Annotated in this window: 20 protein-coding genes; 10 read left to right on the top strand and 10 right to left on the bottom strand. The window is 47.3% G+C overall.

Going from position 1 to position 26,221, the window contains the following annotated elements; genetic code table 11:
* Window positions 1-34: 34 nt before the first annotated feature.
* From ABRS97_RS11685 to ABRS97_RS11660, 6 genes are all read right to left on the bottom strand, one after another.
* Window positions 35-3,373 (bottom strand): 1,4-alpha-glucan branching protein domain-containing protein, encoded by a 3,339-nt coding sequence (locus tag ABRS97_RS11685; RefSeq protein ID WP_367813998.1) that lies wholly within the window; start codon window positions 3,371-3,373, stop codon window positions 35-37.
* Window positions 3,370-3,957, bottom strand: a complete 588-nt coding sequence (locus ABRS97_RS11680; RefSeq protein ID WP_367813997.1) for a DUF4912 domain-containing protein — start codon at window positions 3,955-3,957, stop codon at window positions 3,370-3,372. Before ABRS97_RS11680 ends, ABRS97_RS11685 begins: the two co-directional genes overlap by 4 nt.
* A 69-nt stretch (window positions 3,958-4,026) precedes the next feature.
* Window positions 4,027-4,245: a KTSC domain-containing protein gene (locus ABRS97_RS11675; RefSeq protein ID WP_367813994.1), complete on the bottom strand. Its 219-nt coding sequence runs from the start codon at window positions 4,243-4,245 to the stop codon at window positions 4,027-4,029.
* An 85-nt stretch (window positions 4,246-4,330) separates the two neighbouring features.
* Complete coding sequence (locus ABRS97_RS11670) at window positions 4,331-6,739, bottom strand: sugar phosphate nucleotidyltransferase (protein ID WP_367813992.1); 2,409 nt, start codon at window positions 6,737-6,739, stop codon at window positions 4,331-4,333.
* The gene (locus ABRS97_RS11665) at window positions 6,672-9,380 is read right to left on the bottom strand and encodes a 1,4-alpha-glucan branching protein domain-containing protein (protein ID WP_367813990.1); all 2,709 of its coding nucleotides are present in this window, start codon (window positions 9,378-9,380) and stop codon (window positions 6,672-6,674) included. Before ABRS97_RS11665 ends, ABRS97_RS11670 begins: the two co-directional genes overlap by 68 nt.
* Window positions 9,381-9,389: 9 nt before the next feature.
* Window positions 9,390-9,896 carry a DUF4912 domain-containing protein gene (locus tag ABRS97_RS11660; protein WP_367813988.1) on the bottom strand — a complete coding sequence of 169 codons (507 nt, stop codon included), beginning with the start codon at window positions 9,894-9,896 and terminating at the stop codon, window positions 9,390-9,392.
* Window positions 9,897-10,100: 204 nt separating this feature from the next.
* On the opposite strand from ABRS97_RS11660, the gene ABRS97_RS11655 reads away from it, so the two are divergent.
* The gene (locus tag ABRS97_RS11655) at window positions 10,101-10,523 is read left to right on the top strand and encodes a hypothetical protein (protein WP_367813986.1); all 423 of its coding nucleotides are present in this window, start codon (window positions 10,101-10,103) and stop codon (window positions 10,521-10,523) included.
* A gap of 77 nt (window positions 10,524-10,600) precedes the next feature.
* Here ABRS97_RS11655 and ABRS97_RS11650 read toward each other — a convergent pair whose 3' ends face one another.
* The gene (locus tag ABRS97_RS11650; protein WP_367813984.1) at window positions 10,601-11,371 is read right to left on the bottom strand and encodes a LytR/AlgR family response regulator transcription factor; all 771 of its coding nucleotides are present in this window, start codon (window positions 11,369-11,371) and stop codon (window positions 10,601-10,603) included.
* Window positions 11,372-11,541: 170 nt separating this feature from the next.
* Here ABRS97_RS11650 and ABRS97_RS11645 point away from each other — a divergent pair, with 170 nt between their 5' ends.
* Complete coding sequence (locus ABRS97_RS11645; RefSeq protein ID WP_367813982.1) at window positions 11,542-12,165, top strand: hypothetical protein; 624 nt, start codon at window positions 11,542-11,544, stop codon at window positions 12,163-12,165.
* Here ABRS97_RS11645 and ABRS97_RS11640 read toward each other — a convergent pair.
* Entirely contained in the window at window positions 12,142-12,783 is a 642-nt protein-coding gene (locus tag ABRS97_RS11640) for a helix-turn-helix domain-containing protein (RefSeq protein WP_367813980.1), read from the bottom strand. The two genes, ABRS97_RS11645 and ABRS97_RS11640, sit on opposite strands and share 24 nt — an antisense overlap.
* A gap of 195 nt (window positions 12,784-12,978) precedes the next feature.
* Between ABRS97_RS11640 and sigI the strand changes: the two genes are divergently transcribed.
* Window positions 12,979-13,761 (top strand): RNA polymerase sigma factor SigI, encoded by a 783-nt coding sequence (gene sigI / locus ABRS97_RS11635; protein ID WP_367813978.1) that lies wholly within the window; start codon window positions 12,979-12,981, stop codon window positions 13,759-13,761.
* Between the two features lie 28 nt (window positions 13,762-13,789).
* Window positions 13,790-15,166 carry an anti-sigma factor domain-containing protein gene (locus tag ABRS97_RS11630; protein WP_367813976.1) on the top strand — a complete coding sequence of 459 codons (1,377 nt, stop codon included), beginning with the start codon at window positions 13,790-13,792 and terminating at the stop codon, window positions 15,164-15,166.
* Between the two features lie 48 nt (window positions 15,167-15,214).
* Here the strand turns inward: ABRS97_RS11630 and ABRS97_RS11625 are convergent, their stop codons facing one another.
* A complete protein-coding gene (locus tag ABRS97_RS11625) occupies window positions 15,215-16,378 on the bottom strand; it encodes a PepSY-associated TM helix domain-containing protein (RefSeq protein ID WP_367813974.1) in 1,164 nt (387 codons plus the stop codon).
* A gap of 247 nt (window positions 16,379-16,625) precedes the next feature.
* Between ABRS97_RS11625 and ABRS97_RS11620 the strand changes: the two genes are divergently transcribed.
* Together ABRS97_RS11620 and ABRS97_RS11615 are read left to right on the top strand one after the other, a co-directional pair.
* Entirely contained in the window at window positions 16,626-17,639 is a 1,014-nt protein-coding gene (locus tag ABRS97_RS11620; RefSeq protein WP_367813972.1) for an aldo/keto reductase, read from the top strand.
* A 21-nt stretch (window positions 17,640-17,660) separates the two neighbouring features.
* Window positions 17,661-19,169: a leucyl aminopeptidase gene (locus ABRS97_RS11615; RefSeq protein ID WP_367813970.1), complete on the top strand. Its 1,509-nt coding sequence runs from the start codon at window positions 17,661-17,663 to the stop codon at window positions 19,167-19,169.
* A gap of 367 nt (window positions 19,170-19,536) precedes the next feature.
* On the opposite strand, the gene ABRS97_RS11610 is transcribed toward ABRS97_RS11615, so the two are convergent.
* Window positions 19,537-20,094, bottom strand: a complete 558-nt coding sequence (locus tag ABRS97_RS11610) for a hypothetical protein (RefSeq protein WP_367813968.1) — start codon at window positions 20,092-20,094, stop codon at window positions 19,537-19,539.
* Window positions 20,095-20,221: 127 nt separating this feature from the next.
* Between ABRS97_RS11610 and ABRS97_RS11605 the strand changes: the two genes are divergently transcribed.
* From ABRS97_RS11605 to ABRS97_RS11590, 4 genes are all read left to right on the top strand, one after another.
* Window positions 20,222-20,587, top strand: coding sequence for a hypothetical protein (locus ABRS97_RS11605; protein WP_367813966.1), 366 nt, complete (start codon window positions 20,222-20,224; stop codon window positions 20,585-20,587).
* Window positions 20,560-21,081 (top strand): MFS transporter, encoded by a 522-nt coding sequence (locus tag ABRS97_RS11600; protein ID WP_367813964.1) that lies wholly within the window; start codon window positions 20,560-20,562, stop codon window positions 21,079-21,081. The genes ABRS97_RS11605 and ABRS97_RS11600 overlap by 28 nt, the downstream gene beginning before the upstream one ends.
* A gap of 19 nt (window positions 21,082-21,100) precedes the next feature.
* Window positions 21,101-22,024, top strand: a complete 924-nt coding sequence (locus ABRS97_RS11595) for a Gfo/Idh/MocA family protein (RefSeq protein ID WP_367813962.1) — start codon at window positions 21,101-21,103, stop codon at window positions 22,022-22,024.
* A 635-nt stretch (window positions 22,025-22,659) separates the two neighbouring features.
* Window positions 22,660-26,220, top strand: coding sequence for a S8 family serine peptidase (locus tag ABRS97_RS11590; RefSeq protein ID WP_367813960.1), 3,561 nt, complete (start codon window positions 22,660-22,662; stop codon window positions 26,218-26,220).
* Window position 26,221: the final 1 nt, after the last annotated feature.

Here is a 26,221-nt window from a genome sequence, read left to right as displayed (position 1 = left end):
CTGACCACGCTTACATGAGGTTCATATTTGTATATCATCCCATTATTTCCTTCTGTTGGTACGCTATACCTGAATGTTGAGAGAATCTAGTAATGACTTGATAGTAGACTTCTGTTGTGGCTGTACGGATATCGTTCCAGTTAAAAGCATGTTGAACTTTTACTGCCGCAGCGTCTGCTATTCGAGCAGCAAGCTCAGGATGTTCAAGTAGTTTAATGATTTGGCAAGCAAGCGCGTCGATGCTGCCGGCAGTTACTTTATAACCGTCGATGCCATGCTTGACAATTTCGGCAAGGCCTCCTGTATCGGAAACGATTAGGGGCGTATGGCTTGCCATCGCCTCCAGGGCGACAAGGCCGAAGGGCTCGTAAAGACTAGGAAATACGCAAAGTTCAGCTGTATGAAGCAGCAGTTGTTTGTCACTTTCATCAAGAAATCCGGTGAAGCTGACGCGGTCTCCCAGACTGCAGGCTTGTGTGCGTAGAGAGTTTTCTTCAGGTCCTGCTCCGGCAATGACCAGCTTCGCCTGAGGGAAGCGTTCGAGAACGAGGTTCATAGCCGCGATAAGCGTATGAACGCCTTTCTCAAGAACGAGCCGACCGAGGAAGCAAATGATGCGATCGCCGGTGTCAGCGCCAATTACCGCAGAGTGAAGAACGGGGTTCGTGGTCTGCAAAGACGGACTTGGTGAGGCATAGGGCCCAACACCGTTAGGAATATGGGTGATTTGGTTGTCGGACAGCTCAAATAGTCGAATGACTTCCGTTTGCATATATTGACTGCAGGCAATAAGGTGATCGGCTTCAAGCGATAATTTGGCTTCAAGTCGATGGATTCGTTTCTGAATGTCTGTTTCCAGCACGCCTTGATTGCGGCCAAATTCGGTGGCATGAATCGTCGCAACAAGCGGGATGCGGAGCGTCCGCTTGCTTTCTTTCGCCGCGTAGCCTACAAGCCAATCATGAGCATGAATGACATCAAAGGATTGATCTTGCTGCGATAAACGAATCATCATGTCGGCGAAAGCCATGTTCATTTGAAAAACCCAGTCCAAGAAGGCAATCGACTGAATGGACTGGAGAATGGGCACCCGATGAACGTGTACACCGTCGGCCAGTTCATAAGAATGACACTCGGGAGAGAAGCACGTAATGACGTGTACCGTGTGTCCAGCTGCCGCAAGCTGTTTGGATAAATCACACACGGCACGAGCGAGACCGCCGATGATGCGTGGCGGATATTCCCAAGCGAGCATAAGAATTCGCAGCGATTTGCCAGGTGATGCGGCAGATAAATATGCAGGCAGCGACGTTGGTAACGATCCAACAACTGCTGGATGAGCTCTTGCTGTCAAGAAATCGTCTGCGGGAAGCCGGAACTTTGCATAAAGCTCATAGTGCAGCTCTGGAAGGAAGGGTGTTTTTTTCTCTAAAAGATCTAAGATGTCGGAAAAATGCTTTTCAAGTCGGCGGTCTGGTCGTTCTTCTATATGATCCAGAAGCAAATGGAATTGTTCGAGATGGGTTCTAATACGCTGTTTGGCATAATCTACAACCGTTCCGGCGTCTATAATGAATGTCCAGTCGCTGCTTTGCGCAAGCATAAGCTCGCGAGCTGCTTGATTCAGCGCGCGCTTCTGAAGTTCGGAAAGCAGGGACGCATCCGGGTGTTTTCTCGCTGCTAGCAGCATGCGATCCTCTGCTGCGTGAAGCTGTGGATGCACCCACTGGCTGCGCGGCTGTAGCCAGACCTCGGCGTAGCCGCCCCGGCCCCAGCTCGACACGGGAAGCTCTGCTTCCCTGGTCGGCGCATGGGCGGCGGCGTAGTCGCCTAACGTAGTCGTAGACACGACTACGTCTGCTTGCTTGCTGCGCGCGGCATCGAGGCCGCGCAGCACAGCTTCCAGCCACTGGGGGCCTTCGTACCACCAGTGGCCGAACAGCTCGGCATCGTATGGACATACGATGACCGGCGGCTCTGCCGGCCGCGACGGGCGATTGCCCGCGGCCGCGATGTGCGCCTCGCGCTCGCTTGCGAGGCGGCGAAGCTGCGCCACCCGGCTCGCGACGAAATGCTCAGCATGCTGCTGGGCTTTGAGAGCGGCACGCTCCGGGTGGTAGGGCGCTTTGGCGTCACTCGCGGCTGCGCCGGTGACGCGGTAGTACTTCAAGCCCGTATGAATACGCTCGCCGTCCGGCAGCACATAGGGCTTGATGTATTCCCACTCGGCGCCGCCAGCGCGGCCGAGGTCGTAGCCGATATCGCGATAATATTCGCGATAGTCGGCGTCGCCCGGGTACCCCGATACGGCGCTCCATACTTGAGCGCTGGCTTCAAGGTCCCGGGCGAAGGCACAGGCGCCGCCTCGTGTGCGCAGCGGCAGGCCCGCTGCAGGCAACGCATGTCCCGCAGCATCACTAGGTTTTTCAGGCCTTTTTGTTTCGACCTGCTCCGCAGATCTTCCAGGCCCATTTGTTTCGACCTGCTCCTCCGGTCTTTCAGGCCCATTTGTTTCGACCTGCTCCGCAGATCTTCCAGGCCCATCTGTTTCGACCTGCCCATCAGATTTTTCAGATCCTTTTGTTTCAACTTGTGCCTCCGAGCCATCAGGCCTCTCTGCCACAATCTGGCCCATAAATCGATTGGGCCCTTCTCCCATCACCCAACCAGTCCCCTCCGGCAGGACGCTCTTTGTCCCCACTCCTGCGGGAGTCGCCAATGCGTGCGTGTGAGCGTCAACGACGAAATACCGAAGCCCGAGTGCCTGCAGGTGGGGCTCCACCGCCGGCGTGTAGCCGCACTCCGGCAGCCAAATGCCTGCCGGAGCAGCGCCGAAATGCCGCCGAAACTCCGTAACGGCGGCCTCGAGCTGCGCGCGCAGCGCGGTGTCGTTCTTGACAAGCGGCAAGAACGCATGTGTTGCGGCGCAAGTAATCAACTCGACGCAGCCGGTGTCCCGCAGGCTGCGCAGCTTTGTAATCAGATCGCCGCCGAGGCGGTCGAACAATTGGTTCAGCCGACGGTAGCGTTCGGCATAATGTATCGCAGTAGGCGCGAAATCTGCGTCGCCCCACAAGCGGAACACTTCCCGCTCTGCCAGCTCACTCCGTGCAGCGAGATGTTTGCGCAGCTTGCGCCGCATCTGTTGATCTTCCATCATGGCGAGTAAAGGAGGGGAGAGAGAGAGCGTAAGGCGAAAACGAACGCCATCTTCAAGAAGCCGCTCCATCATATCGATCAAAGGGAGATAACTGTCAACAACCGCTTCGAAAAACCACCGTTCTTCCAGTGTATCGAGATCATTCTCCTGTCTGACAAAGGGGAGATGGGCATGCAGAAGCACGGCAACATAGCCATAAGCGGTTGTGATCAATCCGAATCGCCTCCAGGTTCGGTATCTGCTGACGCCTTCGGTATGTACACCGAATAAGCAGAGAAATGTTCATAGGACTCAGGTAGAAGCAGTTTAAAGGTTAAGGGGATCTGCTCAGGATGCTGATTTTGGTTGGCATCGTGGGCCAGGCGTTCAATGCTGTAGTCTGAACGAGGGGTTTCCACACGGTTTGAGCGAAGAAGCGGTAGAAATTGCCCGTGCTCATTCTGAATGCCCAAATCCGCGATATAAGCCCTTTCCGGGCGAAAACCGCTTAGAAAGCACGATTCTCCCTTTGGCAAAGGAATTTCCGAGACTCCCCCGGCAGCACTGCCGTCAAATGGGATTCCCGTTGTATCGTACAGCCGCAGCGCAGGCTTGAGAGATTGCCAATCAGAGCCGAAATGCTCTTGAATCATGGCGCATTTTCGCGAAGACAGGTGCCAGTAAACAAACAGTGTAGAAGGTGACTGGACAAGCAAATGGAGCGTATCCCGATCCGATTGATCGAGGTGGAGGGTTTGGGTAGGTATCGGACTCACCTTTTCTCTGGAAAGATAGTTCGTGTGTACTTTGAGCAACATTGTAGCATATGCATCATGTAAACGAAAAATCTCCACCTGTTGGAGCAGGTGGAGATTGGATTATCGTATTTACCAGGTCGGGGAGCGCTCTTTTGCATACCTGGTTTCCGTCAGGCGCATTAAGGAATCGTACCGATTTGTTGAGGTTACAATCATTTGATAATCAGCCTCTTTCACATTGCTGTAAGATGCCTTGAAACCGGTATGATATTGCACGATCATGCTGGAGGATTGATGGTCATACTCCACATAAGCGATCTGTCTGGAAACGATGGGGATGATATTCACGCCGCTCTCTCCTTCATCTTGAGACTTCGAATAATCCGTCTACAAGCTTCCAGGAGCAGAGCGGATTTTCAGTAACAATATATGCCTACTGCAACGCATTTAGAATGTGTTCCCGGTAAGCTTCCCCAAGCGACTGGGCAGCGAGCGGATTGGCGGCGTGGGCGACGACTTGAAAGGCAGGGTTATCCGCATCTGGCAGCAGAAGCACCCAACCCTCCTCATGGTAAAATTTGATGCCATCCACCAGCTCGGTTTGCGTGTCTTTCGCTCGTTCCATCATGCTTCTCATGACCTGCCCTTTGGAATCCCAGGGACAATCGACATTCTCGCGATGAAGATAGAAGCTTGGAAACAGGGAAAGGAGTTCGGAGATAGGAACTTGGGTTCTATCCCAATGCAGCAAAATTAGACCAACAGCAAATAAGGAATCGAAGAGGGGATGCATCCTTGTTTGTTCCGTTGCTTCCAGAATGGAGCGGGACGTTTCTTTCGTTCTCCTAATTGTGGCTCCAAGCCCTTCGGCCAGCGATTCCAAAAGGTGGGGTGAGCTGGCTGGCGCTCCAATAGCAGCTCCAGGACGGCTGTGCAGATAACATAAATAGAGGAAGACGGTTTGCAGATCACCATCAACGATTACACCTTGCTCTGTCAGCAGCTGCATGCCTTGGCCGTCATCCTTCAATCGCAAGCCAAAGTCCGCTTCAGAAAGCGGGATGAAGGTTTGTAAAGATTCCATCCGGGTTGCAGCCGTGATATGGATAGCTTCAACACCTAATTTTTCAAAAAAAGGAATGATGAACGATTGCAGCCAGGCGCTTGCTTCAATGACGATACGAAGTGAGCGGTGAACAGGGCCATCTCTTTCGTAAACAATTTCTTTAGCAAGTGCATCTAGGTACGTTTCCATCCAACTGGGCTCCAGCTTGTAGCTTCCCAGATGTTCCACGGACGCTCGCCCGTAGTCTTCCTGCCAGTAATTATTTTCAACTTTACGCTCATCTGCTTTCGTCAAAGGAAGTCCTGCTGCATCTATACAGGCGAGACAACAAATCTCGCTGCCTTTCCCTGGCCAATCAATATGAATGCCGCCTGCAGCGCCTAATTGGCGGATGGCGAAACTTGCTGCCGGGGCAATGGAATCGCCCAAATCGATAACATGTGTGCCAACGGATTGAAGGCTCGCTGTCATTGTTCTTTTCAGCAGACGGGTGAACGAATGGGGGGAACAACTGACGGTCAAAGCTTGGCCGGATGCCAAGGTGGCCCCATAGGCGGAGGAGAATTTGGCAACAAATTCAGGTGTTAGGTCGAGATTGGGGATGCCGCTAACTCCGTGAGTCTTGAATAACGTTTTGGAAATATGGTCTCCCCAAATCAGAGAAGCATGAAGCTGCGTTTGTTCACGTATTTGTTTATGAGGCCAGACTTTGACGTTCGGCAGTATGCGGCTCCCTGCGCCGATCACCACATGGTTGCCAATAACGGAACCTTCGCCCAAATAAGAAGCCTTGTGGCTAATAATCCGGCTGGTTAATGTCGAGCCAACCAATTCGTTATGCTCATCGATATGATTGTGATCCCATATCACACTTCGGGCGAGCAAGCTTCCCTTGGAAAGCCTGTTGTTTTTACCAATGACGCAGTATTCTCCAATCTCCACACCCTCCTCAAGCCGGCTTCCCTCTCCGATGTATGCAGGGCCAATTAAACGAGCGTGTGCACTTGTTTCAACGCCGTCTGCGACATAAATGCCAGGTCGAATCTGTTTGCCAGGCAAATCGATCTGGACTTTGCCATCCAGCATATCGAATTGCGTTTGCCGATACTGATCTAAATTACCGATGTCTGACCAGTAGCCCATGGAAATGTAGCCGTAAATGTCAACTTTTTCTTGCAATAAAGCAGGGAAAAGCTGCCGGCTGAAATCAAATTCCAGCCCATAAGGCACATGCTCCAACGTCTCCGGTTCCAAAATGTAAATGCCTGTATTCACCGTATCGCTGCATACTTCCCCCCAGCTAGGCTTTTCCGTAAATTTGACAATATTTCCTTCATCATTCATTAAGACAACGCCATAATCCAAGGGATAGTTTGCATGTGCAAGCAGCAGAGTCGCTTGGGACTGCTTTTGCTTGTGATAAGCTAAGGCCTGTCCCAAATCGAAGTCCGTCAACGCATCGCCGCTGATTACGATAAAGGTATCGTCCAGAAACGCATGGGCATTTTTCACGCTTCCCGCCGTGCCGAGTGGCGTGGTTTCTTCAAAATAATGCATGTCTACGCCAAAGTCGCGGCCATCGCCGAAATAGCCGCGAATCACTTCGGGCATATATTGCAAAGTGACGGCAATCTCATGGATGCCATGCTTTTTCAATAATTCAACCATATACGCCATGCAGGGTTTCCCGATAAGAGGCACCATGGGCTTAGGGAGATGGCAAGTCAAGGGACGCAGCCTCGTCCCTCGCCCCCCGGCCATAATCACAGCCTTCATTTGATCCCTCCTGATAGTTGGTGAGTGTATGATATTCCCGCTGCATGCTCCTGGCAATTTCGCGCCATTGATAGCGCTGCTGTACAACCTGATAGGCGCTATTGGCCATTTTAACTGCTAATTCGGGCTGAAGCAGGAGCTCAGTAACGTGCCAAGCCAAAGATTCTACGTGACCTGGAAGCGCTCGGTAGCCATCGATACCATGCCGGATAATTTCAGCTAATCCACCTGTGTCCGAGAGAACAAGCGGTCTGCGGCTCGCCATTGCTTCCAACGCAACGATGCCGAATGGTTCGTACAAGCTTGGAATGACGCAAACCTCAGCAGCTTGATAAAGCTGCGAACGGTAAGCCTCGTCGACAAATCCTGTAAATCTAACCCGATTGCCTAGAGAAGCGGCTTTGCTTCGAAGCTCTTGTTCCATGGGTCCTGATCCTGCAATAACCAACGCAGCATTTGGAACTTGGGATAAGATGGCCGGCATGGCATCGATAATGATCTGAACACCTTTCTCATATACGAGGCGCCCAATGTAAAATATGACCCGGTCTTCCTTCTCCAAAAAGGGAGGACGTCCGACGAATCGGTGCTTTGAACTTGGCATTTCAATGCCGTTAGGATAAACGCGAACTTTATCATGCGGCAAGCTGAATATGCGCTGGATCTCATTTTTCATATAGGCGCTGCATACATATACGCAATCTGCCTCGTAGGTGAGCTTCCATTCGATTTGATGAATTTTACGCTGCAGATCGGTGTGCAGTACGCCTGAATTTCTGCCCCATTCCGTGGCATGAATCGTTGCTGCGAGCGGAATGCTTAAGCTTAGCTTGATCTCTCTGGCTGTATGCATGACCATCCAATCGTGCGCGTGCAGGAGGTCAATCCGCCCTCCATGCTCTTTCCAGCGCAAGAGATGGTCAATCATTGCCAGATTCATTTCGAAGGTCCAATGGTAAAAGTGCGTGTCGCCTGAGGTCTCGATTGGCAATCTGTGTACATAAACACCGTTCAGCTTCTCAAAAGCAGGGGCATCCGGATGTGATGTAGTGATAACATGTATAATCTCCCCTTGAGCGGCCAGCGCTTCGGATAGCTCGTGAACGGCTCTGGATAGACCGCCTACCTGTTTGGGCGGATATTCCCAGGAAAGCATAAAAACGTTCGGACGATGCCTGGTTTCTTCCAGTATGGATTCCCATCGTGTTGGATTTGGAATAATAGGGATAGGCGAATGACAGGTGACGGCTGCATAGATTTGGTAGTTCATATCTGGAAAGCAATGATCTGTCTTCTCCAAGTCAGCCAATACGGCTTCATCCACGTGTTCCTGCTCAATACCATCGCAAAGCAGATGAAAGCAGCCCAAATGATCTTTCAATCGGAGGATGGCATAGTCGGCCGAGGTTCTCTCGCTCATGATGGCAGCCCAGTCGCTGCTTTGGGCTAGCATCAGCTCTCTTGCCGCTTGATTCAGAGCTCGCTTGAGGATACGGGTACTCATCTTTGTAGGAGCCAAGAGCTTATGCCTTGTAGCCAAACGAATCATGCGTTCTTCCGCTTGATGCAGATGGCGGTATATCCAGTCGTTCGTGTCATGCAGCCAGCTTTCCGCCACATGGTTCCGGCCGTGGCTGGATTCATTCAATAGGCCCATATCGGTTAATGGTTCGCTTCGGAGATAATCGCTTGGCGTAATCATGGTTATGGTGCGCTGGCCATGAAACATGTTGCGGCATAGCGGCTCAATAAGAAAAGGGTTCTCGTGCCAGCCCTGACCGAACGATTTGAGATCAATTGCCGAAACGATGAGGGGCTTGCGGCTGCTGTCTTCGTCAGGGAGTTGGCCATATTTTTCTTGATAAGTGCTTTCCCGTCTCAGGGCTTCAGGATCGATCGGGAATGCACTTACGCCGTATGGTGTCAGGAGGGGACCCTTCCATTCACGATTCAGCCGACTTGCGGCGAAGTCGATCGCAGCCTGATCCACAAAAAAGTAGTCAATCCCGAACGGTTTTAGAATACGGTCAATTCCCGGCGTAAATCCGCATTCCGGCAGCCAGATCCCTCTTGGCTTGCAACCGAAATGAAGTTCGTAATCACGAACCGCCGCCGCGATTTGAGCGGAGATGGCTTCTTCTGTTTTCATAAGCGGCAAGAAGCCATATGTGGCTGCAGAGGTAACGATTTCAATATAACCGGCATCCTGCAGCTTTTTGAGAAGACCAATGATGTCGCCCTCACAGCGTTCATAACTTGCACGTAGCTCGCGGTAACGTATTACATATAATTCCGCAAGCGAACGGAAGCCTGTATTCTTTTTCAGCCGTATTTCCTTTTTGTCCGCGAGCTCGACCAGCTTGTCTAAGTGAGAACGAATCCTTTGTTGAATCAAGGGATTACTGAGTAGGGCAAGCAGCGTTGGCGTTATGGACAAAGTGATGCGGAAATCGAACTGTTCTTCACAAAGCCGATTCAGTGTGTCAAGAAGTGGTAAAAAGTTCTCTGTCACCGTTTCGTGAAGCCATCGTTCTTCTCTATCATCGATCTTCCCGTTTTGCCGAAAGTAAGGCAAGTGCGCATGAAGGACAAGCACTAAGAAGCTCTCGGACTCAGGCTTGGTTTGGGCAAGATGTATCATGCGGCATTGTCACCTCATAAAGGGAGAATAGGCTTGTATAGGTTCAAAAAAATGGGGAGCAATTCGGTGGCTGGCAGGAGCTGAAGCCGCTTCTGGAACTGTGTGGCGGAGCGTGTCATCCCATGCAGCCATCGTATCCCTTGGCGTTGCCGCACAGTTGGACCGGAACAGCGGAACGAACTCTTGCTCCCAGGTATACGTGCCGATATCGATCAAGTAGGTGCGATCAGGCTGGAGCTGCCGCACGTACCAACTGTCTGCTTCAGGGAGCGTGATCACATCCCGATAGGAATGAGCGTTGCTGCCATTAAAAAGGATGCAGGTCACATCATAGACACGAAGCACCTTTGGCATAACGTCATAGTCGCATTCAAAATGCTGGGATACTAACCATCTTCGCCTATTGCTGATTTCCCAATATACAAATAACGTGTGCGCGTCTACTCCCATAAGATGCAGCAAATCTTTATGATAACGATCCCGCACTTCAAATTGAGCCATCGGCATTGACCTCATAGCAATTCCCCTCCAAGTAAGCCTTTGACTATTTCAGGTTTCGCTTCCGGCAAGAAAAATATGCGCTGTTTGTTAAAATCTACAGGGTGCGGAAAAAAGGAATTTCGTCCACCTTTGACGAATATATTGAACTAATCCGGGTAATAAAGGTTGATGCATACGAAGGAATTTTTGCCAATGCAAAACGCTGAGGGAGGGATATCCATGAGTTTTTGTTGTGGAGCCAGTATGATCGGAACAAAAGGGACTTTGAAGCACATTCGAACGCAAATTCATAATGTGCCTATCCTTTTCTGCCCGGTTTGTCACCGCATTGAAGTTCATTATCTGGTAGAGAATGAATACGAGATTCTAGCGGAATACGCCCATGGCGATGGGGCAGCCGAGGTTGATTTTGTGGAATATGTGGATGGTAAAGACCATTTGCTGCACGATAATTGCGTCAACCATGAGGGCGAAGAACCAATGGATATTGTCCGCAGTCAAATCGATATGGCGCTTGACCTGATGAGTGTAGCCAAAACGATCGGTGATACGGAATGGGAAGAGCAGCTGAAGAAGCGCTTGAAAATGCTCAGCGTTCGCCGAGATAAGCTCAAAAACAAAAAAACCTCCAAACACATGTAGGAGGTTCATCGATATAGCAGCCGCCTCCTTGCAATTGCGGGGAAGGCGGTTGTTTCTGTTTGGGAGGGTTCGATTCATTACTCAAGCTCTTGAAGCAATCTGGCAAACTCCTTATGCAGATTTCTGCTTAATGGAATTTTTGTAGAGGTCATCTTCAAATGAATCAGAAATCTGCGGGATGTCGGAAAGCCGCTTTCCTTCACATAGGAAGAGACGTAGCGCATATTAACAAGAAAGCCTTTGAATGGCGAGAACATATAGGATGAGGATTGAGCCAGAATATCGATTAAATTCGTGCTCGCTTCTACGCTTTCCCCATTCACGAGATGAATCATCGTCAATCGCTTGTCCTCTTTTTCTATATATAGGATAGAATCCTCGCAAATCGGCAGCTGGGACTTTTGATTTTTGACTGTAATCCAGGTTGAAGGCGGTGAGGAGGGGGACGCTGTATGGCGTTCGGCCTCTATCTCTAAAATTGCCTTGTGGATGGCTGTTTGAAATTTAGGGAAAAGAACAGGCTTTGACAGAAAATACACAGAGCCCAGTTCATGAAAGGCCGTCAACACATGGTCGATATTCGTTGTGCCGCTGACCATAATGACTTTCTGTTTGTAACCTGCAGCGCGCAAAGATTGGACCATGGAAATACCGTCCAGATTTCCTTGCAAGCCAATATCCACGAGCAGAATGTCCGGGCGAATTTCTTCATATTGCTCGATAAAGGCTTGTCCATTGGACATTACGCAGCTGACTTGCAGGCCACACTGTTTGCAATAGTTCTCAAGCAACTGGCCTACCCAGTGATTATCTTCCACAATCGCAACTGAAAAAGGGTGGTGATTCATATGTATGCTCCTATCGGCAGTCCATGTTTCCGGTTGAGAATGGCATCTTAGTCTCAGAAACAGCCAACTTAGTCCAGATTGAAGGCAAACAACTTGCGTTCATGTATAGTGGTAATGTGGGCTCAACTTAGATGCCGTGCGCAATCAAGTATGGAAATGAGGGAAAGTGCTTGTTAATGTGGGTGAATAAACTGCTTACCAGTATCGATTTTGTGTCTATGATACTCTTTTCCTTTGTTATGTTCAGACAGAAAATAAAACCGTTCTGGAAAGAGGTATCCATCGCGGCTGTTGCCGGAATCGTCGTCTCTTATGTAAGCGATCTTCCGTTGGTACATATAGCCATACTCTTTGTTCTGTTCACAGTTTTTTTGAAATTTCAGGTTGTACCAGCGATATTAATCGCTTTATCAGGCTACATTATGTCCGTAATCATATTTACGGGCGTTATCATTTTATGCGATATCACCGGTATAATCGCTTATCCGGCTGTTGATGAAGATCCTATTACGATAACGCTACTGATTGCTTTAGGCTTATTCGCCAAATGCGGTGTCATTTTGGCCATGCTGCGGTTTAGATTCGGATTTACTTTTTTGACAAACTACACAACTATCAAACTATGCAAAGAGAATGCAGGCTTCTACCTGTTCATACTAGTAGTAATGATAGGTATCGCATATCGGAGTGAGCTGCAAGACAATATGCTAAGTGCGTTAATGCCGATCCAAATGCTGAGTATGGCCACCATTATTTTCATCTATATGACGCTACGTAAAGAGCTGAGGACTTAAAGGAGTCCTATCCGGTTCTGACCCGGTACCTGCTCTTGTGCCCGAATTGACAGCTACGTATTCGAGAATCGTTTCATGATACTTTTTCTGAGGAAGAGCCGCAATCGTAACAGAGCGTCCGAGGCCTGCGGAATCAAAATAAAGTTTGCCCTCAGCGGGGGCATACTTTTTTATTTTATGCACATTTACAAATAAATGGGTATCGAGCTTGATAAAATGATGATCATGTAAGGTCTCGATAAGCGTTGTAAATTGCAGGAGAGAATCAACCATTTCATCGGAGACGCCGTCAAATCCGTAGTACCGCACATTTTTTATTCCAAATTCCACATACCAGATGTCGGAAAGCTGAAAGTTGAGCGCAGAGTGACTCTGGCCATCTTCTTCTAAATATCCTGCTTTCTTTAATAAGTCGGTATAGGAATATTGATAGGCTTGGGATAGCTTTCTCAGCGTATCGGGAGATGGTTTGATGACGCCATTCGTCGTCCGATTTCGCCCGAGCTCCAAATCACGAATATAAGCATGTGACAGTCCGCTTTTGGCCGCAGCTTTGCGCAAGGATGTTTTGCCGCGCAGCTCTTCTAGGAATTTTCCAAAGCTATTTATAAGTTCCAATTGAAACACCTCCCTACTAATAATTGTAAAGGATATACATTGAAAATGAAACCGCAAGTAAGGTTTTATTTCCCATTAGGTGCTCATTTGGCCATCTATGTTATAATAAATTTGCTTTTATTAGATTTTATATCCAAAGTGTACCCCCCAATTGTTATAGATAGGGACGAAATTACTATATTGCGAGGTGGAAAGGTGTTACTTGTCCTATTCAAAAAGTTCCTCGGGAAGAAGCAAATCGGAGGACGAAGTGAAACCCAGCCCTCCCCACTAGAGGAAACCGTACAATACATACAAGAAGGAGACCTGCGACTTCGGAACCAGTTTATTTCTGATTATCAGCCTTATGTGGCTAAAGTCACAAGCAGGTTTTGCAAACGATATATCGATCCAGCCAGAGATGATGAGTTCAGCATTGCGCTTGGCGCCTTCAATGAAGCGATTAATCAATATTCGGCTGCGATGGGCCGCTCATTTCTCGGTTTCGCTGAAACGGTCATTCGCCGCAGATTGATTGATTTCTTGCGCAAAGAGCAGCGCTTCAAAGGCCAAATCCCATACAGCTCATTTGATCAAGAAGATGAAGAAGATAACTTCATGAATCCGATTGAGGTTCATCAAGCGATTGAAGCTTATGAGAAGCAAAAGGGACAAGAGGAGCGCCGCAGTGAAATTGTCGATTTTAATCGATGCTTGAAGGATTTTGACATTGATTTTTCAGAATTGACCGATGCTTCACCTAAACACGATGATTCCCGTCAAATGTTGTTTGGGATCGGTCGCACCCTTTCACAGGATGCAGAGCTTATGCGCACTCTGCTGACGAAACGACAGCTGCCGATTAAGGAGCTGCTCGTGCAAGTCCAAGTCTCCAGAAAGACATTGGAGCGTAACCGCAAATATTTGATTGCCATCGCACTTATTTTTAACGGTCCATACCCTTATTTGCGGGATTATCTACAAATTCGAGAAGATTAGTGATGGTATAGAAAGGGAGAAAGAGCGCATGAACAAGGGAATCGTAATGGAATTAAGCGAGAGCTCGATTATCGTCATGAGTCCGAATGGCCAGTTCGACAAGCTTCCGAGAGGAACGCGCAACTGTGAAGTCGGTGAAGAAATACTGTACGCGCCAGCGAAGCCGCGACTAAAAGTTCCGCAAATGGCTATTGCTTCAGGCTTGGCAGCTGCAATAGTTCTTTGTTTCGTATTGGTTTCGACGTTAACAGGTCATGTTCCGAGCGGCCAAGTGGTTGCCTACGTGACCATAGATATCAATCCGAGTGTGGAGATTGGCATCGATAATGAGGAAGTGGTACAGGACTTACAGGGACTGAACACGGATGGGGAGAATTTGATTCAATCGATGGCCTATAAGGGCAAATCACTGGAAAATGTCACCTCCGCGATTTTGGATAAAGCGGAGCAGGGCGCGCTTGCTAAGGGCGAGGGAGATATTATTATCAGCTCCACGGTCATAGGCGAAAAGACTGCAGTTAACGATGAGGCAATTGCAACTAAGCTGAAAGAGCAAGTCAACAAACATATCGAGCAAACGCATCCTGACCAGGTGAAAAATTATGAAGTAACCGCATTTGCCGCTCCGCAGGAAATACGGCAGGAAGCGAAAGCGAGCGGCGTGTCCGCAGGTAAATATGCGATTTATTTGAATGCGCTGGATAACGGAACTAAAGTGTCGCTTGACGATATTAAATCCGTGTCCATCCATCAGCTTGCTAAAGAGAACGGCGGTATCGACAAACTGGTAAAGCCGGATAAACCGATTGATAAAACGTCCCTCAAAAGGTTGATCGATGATGAGAAATCCGGCAAACTGAGTAAAAAATGGGAGCAAGCGGATTCCGACAATTCGGATAAAGACAAGAATGACAAAAACGATAAAAATGACAAGAACAGTAAAAACAATACGAATAAGAACGACAGCAATAACAAAAATAGTGTGAAGCCGACGAAAACACCTGCTCCAAAAAACGGAACCACGGATAAGAATGACAAAATCGGTAAAAACGATGGCAAGGATAATCAGGATGACCGGAAATCTACGAAGAAACCGGACAATCGAGATGACTCAAGCAATCAAGATTCGAAAAGAGATTCTTCCGCCAAACCATCCACGCGACCATCGGTAAAGCCGTCTCCCACGCCGAAACTAGGCGATGGGGGCGATTCCGCTTCTAATGGAAAAGGGAACAATCGGAACAATAACGACAATAATAAAGACAACAACAAGGATAACAACAAAGATAACAACAGAAATAATAACAAAGATAACAATAAAGATGATGACAACAAAGACAACAATAAGGACAATCGTAATAAAAATGACAAGAGCAACAAGTCTGATGAGTCGAACAGAGATTAAACCAAACACCCCTAGCCGCTTTGATGGGAGCTAGGGGTGTTTTGATATTTAATCGGATGATCTGATTGAATGGACAGGAGCCGTAATAGGAAACGAATTTACGTTATGAGCCGAAGTTTTCTTTTTCCTGCGGACGCGTGCTTTCAACTGCCAAATAACTAAGCCAGTAATCATCAGGAAGAGCGGCATCATGCCGATGATAACACTAAAAATCTTAACGGGCTCTCCGCCCCATGTGGCGTAGTGGAGTCCTTTTCTCCATGAGTTATAGAAGGTGATTCCAGCATAGGGATTGGTTTTGCCTAATATTTCACCGGAGTAGGGGTCTTCGTAAACACTGACATTATCGGAGCCGTTCGGGCTGAGTCCAACTTTCATACCCAACTGATAGGTTTGGTCCGGCTTGAGGGGCAGTTGAATGCGAGTTAGTTGATGGTCAGGAAATTTATCTTTCGCATTTTGCACGATCGTATCCATGGATAGGGGTTCTTTGTCTTTAATTTTAGTTTTTGTCCATGCTGCCGGAATTTCTGCCTTTGTAGCAATACCGAACCATCCGAGCACATACTTATCTACATGGAGAGCAGTGCCGGTAATGGCGAAAGTAAGGAGAAAAGGGATGGTCACAATTCCGATTGTTTTGTGCAAACCTTGATTGAGAGCCAGCTTTCCTTTGTTACGAATGATTCTGAAGCCTTTGAAAAATTTACTAAGGCCTGGCCACCATAGATAAGCGCCTGTAAGCAAGATGGTGATTAGGCCAAAACCCATCGCGCTCGCAATGAGAGACGCTTTTGTTTTACCCAACAAGTCACCTGCAAGCAAGTAACGATGTAATTTTAGTACTACTGAAAAGAAGGCATCTCGACTAGCTTCTGTCTGCCCAAGCACATTGCCTGTTCCAGGATCGACATATACCATATGCGTGGACGTCTTGCCGTCAACAGTTTTTGTGACGCGAACTTGATAAGGTCCGTTTTCATCGGGCATATCGAGACGATCCGCTTTGAAGCCAGGAAAAGCTTGTTCCGCATTTTGTTGAATAGTATGTAAGGGGGTATTGCCGGGTGTTGCTTGATAAAGATGAGGATGAGCGATTTTCTCAATATCATCTTCTATGACAAGTATGCTGCCAGTTGTACAGATGATAACGATGAAAAGTCCAAGAAGTAAGCTGACCCAAAGATGAAGTTTCAATAATGCTTTACGCACAAAAAATGTCCCCCTAGTATTATGAGAATGATTATCAGAATCAATTAATGCTGTAACATATGATAATCATTCTCAATTGTGCTGTCAACAGTTTTTCTAATTAATTCTGTGAGAACGATTGCATGATAAATAAATCGATAATAGGGAGTGGATATAGGTTACGCATCATGGAAAGAGTGGCGTAGTTGTATTACAATACAATCATGTGGATTTATTTTAGAATCATTATTTGGAAGGAGTTATTGCATTGAGATACACTACTTTCGGCAAATCTGGCTATAAAGTATCCTCACTTGGATTCGGGGCCATGAACCTTCCGGGTGTACCACTTGAACAAGCCAGGGAAGCGCTCAATTATGCCTTAGATCACGGCATTAACTATATGGACACAGCAGCGGCATATCGAAATTCCGAGGAAATTATCGGGGAATGCATTTCACATCGCAGAGAGGAATATTTCTTGGCGACTAAGACTGGAGCCAGAGACTACGAGACTGCTAAAGCGGAGATCGAACGAAGCCTCTCGCGCATGAAGACAGACCATGTGGATTTATTGCAGATACACTATGTAAACTATGTGGATGAGTTCAAGAAGGCGATGGCGGAAGAGGGCGCATATAAAGCGGCGTTAGAGGCACAGAGAGAAGGGAAAGTCAGATTTATCGGCATTTCCGGCCACCGCCCAGATTTGCTGGCGAAGTGGATAGCGAAAGGGCAATTTGACCAGATCTTATTTCATTTAAATTTGGCGCAGCCCTTTGCATTGGATGAGTTAATTCCGAAAGCGACGGAAATGGGGCTAATGAAGGTTGCCATGAAGCCTTTATCCGGCGGTTTTATTCAGCCAGTTGATCGTGCAATTCGTTACCCGTACAGTCAAGATGTCCACGTGACCATTTCAGGTATGGTCAGTGTGAAAGAAGTCCAGGAAAATTTAGCTGCGCAGGAGAAAGAGGTAGGCTTTGAAGAACGCCGACAGCTGGAGGAGCTGGCGCTTGAGCTGGGGCAGCATGATTGCAGACGCTGCAACTATTGCTCATGCCCGCTTGAAATCTCCATTCCGGATGTGATGATTGCGAGTAAATTCCGGGAGAAGTTCGGTTTGCTGCCCAAAGGCGACGGATTTTTCCAAAGGCAAAAGGATAGAATAATAGGCTGTGCTGACCATGATCCTTGTAAAGAAAAACCGCTTTGCGAGGACAAATGCCCCTATCAACTGCCGATGCAAAAGGTTGTTCAGTCAGCCGCTGCTTACTATTAAGAGATAGCAAGGAGAACGAGAATGTTTGATCAAATAACTGCGATTACGCTGCGGGAATTCACATCGTTTATGAATAATGAGGCGCAGGCAGACGCGATCGTCGTCTGCCTGAACGAATCTGAGCTGCGGCAGGACAGCGTCCTCGGCCAGCCGCAGCTCGACAGCGCCCTTCAGCGCTTGCGCGAGAAGGGCGTCTTCACGGGCGCCTCAGGCGAACTGGAGGCGCTGCCGACGCACGGGCTGCTGCCGTACGCGTACGTGCTCGTGGCGGGGCTCGGCCCCGCCGCCTCACGCGATACGCTGCGCGCAGCCGCGGTCTATGCAGCGCGCAAGGCGCTCGCGCTGCGGCTCGAACGCTTGGCGCTGAAGCTGCCAAGCGGCATCGACAGCCGGTCAGCGGTAATCGCGCTGACCGAAGGGCTGCTGCTCGGTACGTACCGCTTGCCGGCGTACCGGAAAAACGAGCCTGCGCGCGCGGAGCTGCGCCAGGTGGATCTGCTCACAGAAGCGGCTGCGGATGCAGCGCTTCTGGAGCAGGCGATCGCCACCGCGGTGATGGTGGCGGAAGGCACGAACTATGCCCGGGATCTCACGAACCTCCCGGGCAATAAGCTCGTTCCGGCTTCCCTCGCAGAGGAAGCCGTGAGGATCGCCCAGCACTGCGGCTTCGCCTGCGAAGTGCTGGACGAGCACGAGATCGCCGCCCGTGGGATGGGCGGCCTGACTGCGGTTGGCGCGGGCAGCGTCAACCCGCCCCGATTGATCACCCTGCAGTATCAGGGTGATCCTGACTCCGCCGACGTGCTGGGCCTCGTCGGCAAGGGCGTGACCTTCGATACCGGCGGCATCTCGATGAAGGACGCCGATGGCATGGAAGAAATGATCAGCGACATGGGCGGAGCGGCATCGATTCTTGGCGCGATGCACATCGTCGGCCAACTGAAGCCTAAGGTGAATCTCGTGGTTGTGATTCCATCCGCGGAAAACATGACGTCCGGCGGAGCCTACCGCCCCGGCGATGTGGTCACACTGCTCAGCGGCCATACCGTAGAGGTGCTGAATACGGATGCGGAAGGGCGCATCATCTTGGCCGAAGGGATAACCTACGCGAAGCAATTAGGTGCAAACCGTTTAATCGATGTGGCCACCTTGACGGGGGCTGTCTTGATTTCCTTCGCCGATGTGGCGACTGGCGCTGTTACGAACGATGATGGTTTCCTGAAGCCCTTTTTGGATGCGGCTGCGCAAGCGGATGAGAAAGTGTGGCAGCTGCCGAACTATCCGGAATACCGCGCTATGCTTAGAAGCGATGTGGCCGATGTTCGGAACTCGACAGGCACGAATCGCTGGGCAGGCGCCATAACAGCCGGTTTGTTTATCGGATTTTTCGCTGAGGCAACGCCTTGGATTCATTTGGATACGGGTGGGACAGCATGGCTATGGTCGGAGAAGGGCACGGAGCCGAAGGGCGGCACTGGCGTTATGGTGCGAACATTAGCCGCTTACTTATGCGGCGAGGCGATTTATTGAAAGGGCGTTGAGTAAACACGATTATAATGCCGGCTTTAAGTTTGGAGAGGAACGACAATCCCTAATTGTGAGAAAAATGCTTCACGATGCGATCCGGCGGAACGTAGGTGCGTTAATCGCTGGAATTTGGGCTTTTTGAAGGCAGAATGATGTTAGAAATCCCCAAATAACGAATCGTCGTTCCGCTGACGTAGGGAATAGGTCGATTTTCAAGCAAATAGCGCATCTGTGTTCCTTATTTATAGGGGTTGCCCGCGATTAGCACGCTCTTCTCATCGAAATAAAAAAAGTCACCTCATTCGGCATGGAGTCCTACGGACTCGGGCGATGGGGTGACTTTTTTGGCTAGATGGACTGTTATATATGCTTATGCGCCCAGGCTTCGATCAGCAGATGAAGTCTGTACTTGAGGCAAGCGCAGCAGCTCATGCAAATCGGACATCCGAATGACCAGACGATTAATCTCATTCGTTGTATACGATAGCTGCTCCATTCTTTGGCCCAGATTGACTAAGGATATGCCAACCCAGTTTTTCTTGCGTGAATGACGATTGAGATCATAGCGCAGCACGGTCATCGTAGCGGCAAAAGGATCCGGCTTTACATAGACATCTTTCATAATGTCATCCAAATTGAAAAATAGCTTGCTGCGGCTCCATTTCACATACCCTGGTTCAAAGAGGATGACCAGCAGGTTGGATTCTGCGCTATCCTGGCTCTCCATCGTGATCAAGCGGACGGCACCCTTGGCCTGATTGGGCTTGATGAACTGACTGGAACGAATATCAGGCAGGAATGGCACGATAAGTAGCGGTCCTATACTTGCGATATACAAATAAGTAGTTGACTTGAATGTAAGTGAGAGTACAATAAAAGTCACAAAGAGCAGTAGACTTAAAAGGAGACCAAAGTTGTTCGGTTTCATAGGTATTCGATAATCCCGCCTGACATGATAGATTAGGTAGACAGCCCTATTTTAACATAAGCAAGCAAGAGATTGTAAGCTGTAACTTGAACCATTCGACAGAAGCTACGAATAGGGGTTTATTTTTATGCAATTTTTGGCAAAAATACGCAATCCCAGGAGGAAAATATCTGCTCAACGCAAGTATTTGATGGTGGCTACACTGGAGGGATTTCCAGCCGTCATTATTCTCCAATTGCTGGGCGGTCCATTTCTAACAGGGTATTTGCTTTACTTGGGAGCTACATCTACGGAGATCGGATTCGTTCTTGCCATAACGACGGTTGTCAATGTGGTTCAGATTCTTATGGCCATCGTCATGCAAAAGTTTAGCAACCGTAAATTGATGCTTGTTTTTTCAAAGACCACGTATTTCTTAAAGCGATCCTATTTCTGGCGGCATGGCTTTTCGTGCAGGGAGTCACAGTGCCGTTATTTTCATACGTCATGCTAGGGTTGATGCACGTCAATTACCAAACGGTGTCCTTGATTACAATGGTGCATACTCTGGTCATGATGGGCAGCTATTATGTATGGGGGCTATTCAACGCGCGTTACAGCGCTCAGACCTTGCTGTTGTGGTCGCTCCCAATTATTGCCTTGGCCTGCATGCTGTGGGGGACTCTAGCCTTCCTTCCGGCGCTGGTGGTCCTCTATGGGGTTCATATTGTGCTTGGCATCGGGCTGGGAGGCTTCAACCAGATGGTGTTTGCTTTTACGATTGGGGATACGCCTAAGAGCGAGCGTCCGATGTATGTCGCGACGTATTCGGCTCTAACTGGTTTCGCCGCTTTTTTGGGCCCGATCTGTGGAGGAAAAGTGTACGCTCTCCTTCAAACAGCGCCTCAGTGGATGCAGGTATACGGTGTATCCACGCTGATCGGCGTCATTTTGCTTATCATGGGCCTATGGGTAGGTCGACTCGTTCTGGGGAATAAAGTAAATTGAGGCATGGAGAGTGGGACATTTGGCAAAGAAAAGAATTGGATTGATCGGTCTAGGCGATATCGCGCAGAAAGTATATTTGCCCTTATTGTCTGTGAATGAAGGGGTTGAGCTCGCAGGAATTATGAGTTCTACGCCTGCAACCGTTGAACGGATGAAGGCGAAATATCGGATACCTTTCGGCACAACCGATTTGAACGAGCTGTTGGACCAAGGGTTGGACGCTGTATTCGTACATAGCCCGACTTCGACGCATTATGATATTGCTATGAAAAGTATGGAGCGGGGTGTCGCTGTTTATGTGGACAAGCCCTTATCCTATCAGTGGGAGCAATCGATGGAGATGGCTTCCTACGCTGAGCGGAAAGGCGTTTTGCTAGCGGCGGGGTTTAACCGCAGGTTCGCTCCCCTGTATGCAGAAGCAAAGCTGTGGCTGAGGGAAGCAGGGGGCTTTGATTGGTGCTCGGCGGTTAAGCATCGGATTAAGCAGCAGGGCCACAGCGCCAAAGAAACGCTTTATGACGATCTCATTCATATGCTGGATCTTCTGATTTGGCTGGGAGACAACCCTTATGAGATTAGGGGCTATCAGCAGCAAGTGGACGAAACGGGCAGACTGCTTCATGCATCAGGGACACTGGGTTTTGGTTCGTCGGTCGGCACCTACAGTATGGTCAGATTAGCCGGCGTCGATTTGGAAAAGGTAGAACTGCATGGGAATGGACGGTCTGTTGAGGTGACCAATCTGGAGTCTGCGGTGTTTTATGAAAAAGGAGCAGCGCCTCGCGTACGCACTTTCGGCAGTTGGGACACGGTGCTCGAACGAAGAGGCTTTGCTGGCGTCGTGCAGCATTTTATAGATCATATGAATAATCCTCATGCCTGCACGATTCGTGCGGATCTTGTGCTTGACTCTCACCAGTTGGTAGAGCGTCTATCCGTTTAGTTGAATTTGTTGCCTGTATAACAATCTGAAAAGTAGTTGTAGTTTTTACCTAGCCTGCCCCAGAAACCTTGATGTACCAGGGGCTTCTTGCATTTTCGATGCTTAATTTATATAGTTGTCACTTTTTGTGCGCTTTCTAAAATAATGACCACTAACTAATAGTTTGATAAAAACTATAGGGAGATGGTCTATTTGTTGTTAAAATTTGCGATTCAAGGCTTTAAGAATGATCAGATACTAAAGAACTTCTCCGAAAAAACGCTTCAAACATTTGGATTTACATTGAAGGAACCTCAAACATTTTGTGCGGAGCATGAGGTATTGAATGATAAGCTTGGAAACATTAGTGGGAGTTTTTTGTTGGATTTAGTGTGCAATAGTATTTGTATTGATGGGGTTTTAATGCATCACTAAAAATAGAAAATAATTACTATCTCTATTCTTGTTACAAAATCCCATTAAATATAACTTAAAGTAATCACTCTATTTAATGGGTTTATTATTTTTGAATTCGACAATATTTGTTTTAAATTAATGTTATTCGACAATTAATGACAATTTTCCCTACTGATTTATAAGCTATTTGTCTCGTATATTAGTAATTGCTAACAAAATATACACTAAGGAGTTATTTTATGAAACTGTTGCTAAAAAGCAAGCAAATGGTATCAGGTATTATGGCTGGGGTTTTTCTCTTATCATTATCTCCAGTAACTGGTATCGAAGCCGCACCTTTGATAAAGAAAGAAGCGGGTGCACTAGCAGTATCTAATGTAAGTCAGTACAAACCTGAAAACAGTCATGCTTTTAACATCAATCAAAACAGTCCCATTTTGTATGCCTCTGTCGCAAAAAATAGTGAACAACGAGTGATTGTTACTTTTAAGGATAAGAAGAAAGTAAACAAGTCCCTAATCCAAAAAGGAAAAGGGAAGATCAAACGCGAGAACAAGCACATTCCATCTCTAACGGTTACAATGACATCTAATGAAATTGAAACGTTAAAGAATGACCCTACTGTTGAATCAGTTGAACTTGATATTCAACTTCAAACAGCTGCTCAAACCATGGATTGGGGAGTGTCAGTCGTTAATGCAACTTATGCATGGAGCAATGGTTATACAGGTAAAGGCGTAAAGGTTGCTGTTTTAGATACTGGTATTGATACGCAACATGAAGATCTCGATGTTGCAGGCGGAGCTTCATTTGTTGATTATACAGCATCCTATAATGATGATTCTGGGCACGGAACCCACGTAGCTGGAATTATAGGGGCTAAAAACAATGATGTTGGTGTTGTAGGGGGAGCACCTGATGCAGATTTGTATGCAGTCAAGGTATTGGATTCAACAGGAAAGGGCTATCTATCTGACGTTATCGCTGGTATTGATTGGGCAGTTGAGAACAAGATGGATATTGTCAATATGAGTATAGCCACAAGTGTGGATTCTCCAGCATTGCATCATGCAGTTGATCAAGCATATGCAAGTGGTTTGTTGCTTGTGGCAGCTGCTGGAAACACAGGAAATACTGATGGTTCTGGTGATACAATTCAATATCCTGCTAAATACAGTTCGGTTATTGCAGTTGGTGCTGTAGATCAAAATAATAAACGGGCAATCAGTTCCTCTGCGGGTAATGAATTAGAAATTATGGCACCTGGTATTGAGATTAATAGCACATTTAAAAGTAACGGATATAAATCATTGAGTGGTACTTCTATGGCTGCTCCTTTCGTATCTTCAGAATTAGCTTTACTGAAAGAAGAGTACCATGCGTATTCAAACACACAATTGCGTAACGTTTTAGACACCCACGTCACGGACGCAGGTGTAATCGGCAGAGATTCTTTGTATGGGTTCGGTATTTTAAATCTAGAAAAAGATACTGATATCAATAATATTCCAGTTCAGCCGGAACCAAGTGTTACTGAAGATGTTTATTCTACTGTAAGTGATAATGTTTATGCAGCAATTGCACCAAATGGTGTTGTATCAATTGGAGCAGATATACCAGTTATTTTACGTTTTCAAAGACAAAGTACATTAAATGATGGACGAATTTTCGTAACGGGAGGTGAGGCAACCGTATCTGGTTCTAGACAGACGACCAAAGCTACTTATATCTATAATCCGATAACGAATACCTGGTCTCGCGCTGCTGATTTACCGAGTGAACGTCTTTACCATGGTCAAAGTACTTTAAAAGACGGAAGAGTAATGATTACAGCTGGTTATGACAATACAGGTCCTATGCAAACAAACACCAGTTATATCTATGATCCCAATACAAATATATGGACTCAAGTAGCCAGCTTACCGGAAGCACTTAGAAACATCGCTCAGAGTACATTAAATGATGGGAGGGTTTTAGTAACAGGAGGTGAGTTCTTTAATAAGGGAAATTCTTCTCTTCGAAATACAGCGTATATATATGATCCATTGACTAATAAATGGTCTGTCGTTGCAAGTATGCCTGCAGGAGTGGTTGATCACACTCAGAGCGTACTTCCGGATGGAAGAGTAATGATTACAGGGGGGTTTTCACCCTGTAGCAATTGTTCTAGTAACAAGGTTATGATTTATAATCCAGTATCCAATATTTGGGTATACGGAACCCCTTTGCCACGTACTACGTATGGCGGTTCTCAAGTTACTCTTTCGGATGGTCGTGTCTTTGTTACTAGCGCTTTAGGCACTCAAATGAATTACATTTTTGATTTTAAAACTAATGCTTGGACAACGGCTGTAAGCCTACCTTATTATGATGTATCTATTGGCATGAGTATGTTAAATGATGGAAGGGTAATTTACACAGTTGGAAATAAAACATTAATAATATCGTTTAATCTGCCTCCTACTATAAATGTTAATAATGGCAGCCAGACAGTTTGGTTTCAAAATGGTCATCAGTTAATTACACTTTCTGGGATTGCTTCAGATACGGATAACGATAACCTAACGATTAGTGCAACAGTAAATGGAATCACAAAATCAACAACAATTGCAAATACAAAAACAAATCAGGCATGGAATCTGCAATGGGATGTAAATAATGATGGGATTCCAGCAGGAACATACTCCAATATTCCTGTTACAGTTAGTGACGGAAATGTGTCAGCGACTGCAACGTATACAGGCACTATCGTTGTTGAACAGGCACCTAATCCGCCTACAAATTTAAGTCCCGGCAGCACTTTGTCAGCCACGCCGACTGTAACGAATGTTACACCGACAATGAACTGGACGTTCTCAGACCCGGATGCAGGAGATTCACAATCAGCGTTTGATGTTTTAATTTATGATTCCACTGGTGTTAATTTAGTTAGTGATTCGGGGTGGATAAATTCTACTGCGAATTCTTATACAGTTCCTGCAGGTATTTTAAGTCGGGGTAATACTTATAGCTGGGTTGTTAAGGTGAAGGATAGTAAAGGTGCCATATCACCCAATTCCGCCCTTATGTATATCCGAGTAAATACAAAACCTACACTAACCCTTACTTCATACACGAATGGACAACAAGTGCCAGATAATATCTTACACTTTACATGGACATATGGGGATACGGATGGGCAGGCACAAAAAGCTTATCAAGTACTAGGTTCACAGGATAACTGGGTGACAGTGGGTTATAACTCAGGAGCTGTAAATTCTGCTAATGCCTTTATGGACACGCCAGCACTTGCAAGTGGTACATGGAACTTTAAAGTTTTGGTAAGCGATGGCATTGACTGGTCAACCGAGGCGTTAAGAACGAATTTGGTTTTACCAAATGCTTTTGAACCGAATGATACAACGGCTCAAGCATATCCTATTAACTACAATCAGACTTATTCTTCATATATTAGCAGTGCAACAGATGTAGACTATTTTAAATATACAGCACCTACAACGGGTGTAGATCGCTTAACGATGACCGTACCAAGTGGTTTGAATTATGATGTTTATATTTATGATTCAAGTTCAAATCAAGTAGCTGCAAGCGTTAGAGGTACAAGCATAGCGGAAAATGTATTGTTTGATGTTACTGCAGGTAATATCTATTATGTTAAGGTCATTGGTGTAGGTGGTAACTACAGTACGAGTGCTACCTATAGTTTTACATTGGCTAAATTGTCGATGCAGCTTCAGACCAACTATCAGTATGATTCCAATGGAAATATTATTGGTAAAACGACCACTAAATTTAACTAAG

It is taken from the genome of Paenibacillus tabacirhizosphaerae, assembly GCF_040812395.1.
In the GTDB taxonomy this organism is placed as follows: domain Bacteria; phylum Bacillota; class Bacilli; order Paenibacillales; family NBRC-103111; genus Paenibacillus_E.
This window is presented reverse-complemented; position numbering and strand designations above follow the sequence as displayed.

Bases quoted from the DNA above. Each gene is read 5' to 3' on its own strand.
- ABRS97_RS11610 (WP_367813968.1), bottom strand. From the start codon at position 20,094: ATGAAACCGAACAACTTTGGTCTCCTTTTAAGTCTACTGCTCTTTGTG.
- ABRS97_RS11655 (WP_367813986.1), top strand. From the start codon at position 10,101: ATGAGTTTTTGTTGTGGAGCCAGTATGATCGGAACAAAAGGGACTTTG.
- ABRS97_RS11605 (WP_367813966.1), top strand. From the start codon at position 20,222: ATGCAATTTTTGGCAAAAATACGCAATCCCAGGAGGAAAATATCTGCT.
- ABRS97_RS11615 (WP_367813970.1), top strand. From the start codon at position 17,661: ATGTTTGATCAAATAACTGCGATTACGCTGCGGGAATTCACATCGTTT.
- ABRS97_RS11630 (WP_367813976.1), top strand. From the start codon at position 13,790: ATGAACAAGGGAATCGTAATGGAATTAAGCGAGAGCTCGATTATCGTC.
- ABRS97_RS11660 (WP_367813988.1), bottom strand. From the start codon at position 9,896: ATGAGGTCAATGCCGATGGCTCAATTTGAAGTGCGGGATCGTTATCAT.
- ABRS97_RS11680 (WP_367813997.1), bottom strand. From the start codon at position 3,957: ATGTTGCTCAAAGTACACACGAACTATCTTTCCAGAGAAAAGGTGAGT.
- ABRS97_RS11650 (WP_367813984.1), bottom strand. From the start codon at position 11,371: ATGAATCACCACCCTTTTTCAGTTGCGATTGTGGAAGATAATCACTGG.
- ABRS97_RS11590 (WP_367813960.1), top strand. From the start codon at position 22,660: ATGAAACTGTTGCTAAAAAGCAAGCAAATGGTATCAGGTATTATGGCT.
- ABRS97_RS11670 (WP_367813992.1), bottom strand. From the start codon at position 6,739: ATGAAGGCTGTGATTATGGCCGGGGGGCGAGGGACGAGGCTGCGTCCC.
- ABRS97_RS11665 (WP_367813990.1), bottom strand. From the start codon at position 9,380: ATGATACATCTTGCCCAAACCAAGCCTGAGTCCGAGAGCTTCTTAGTG.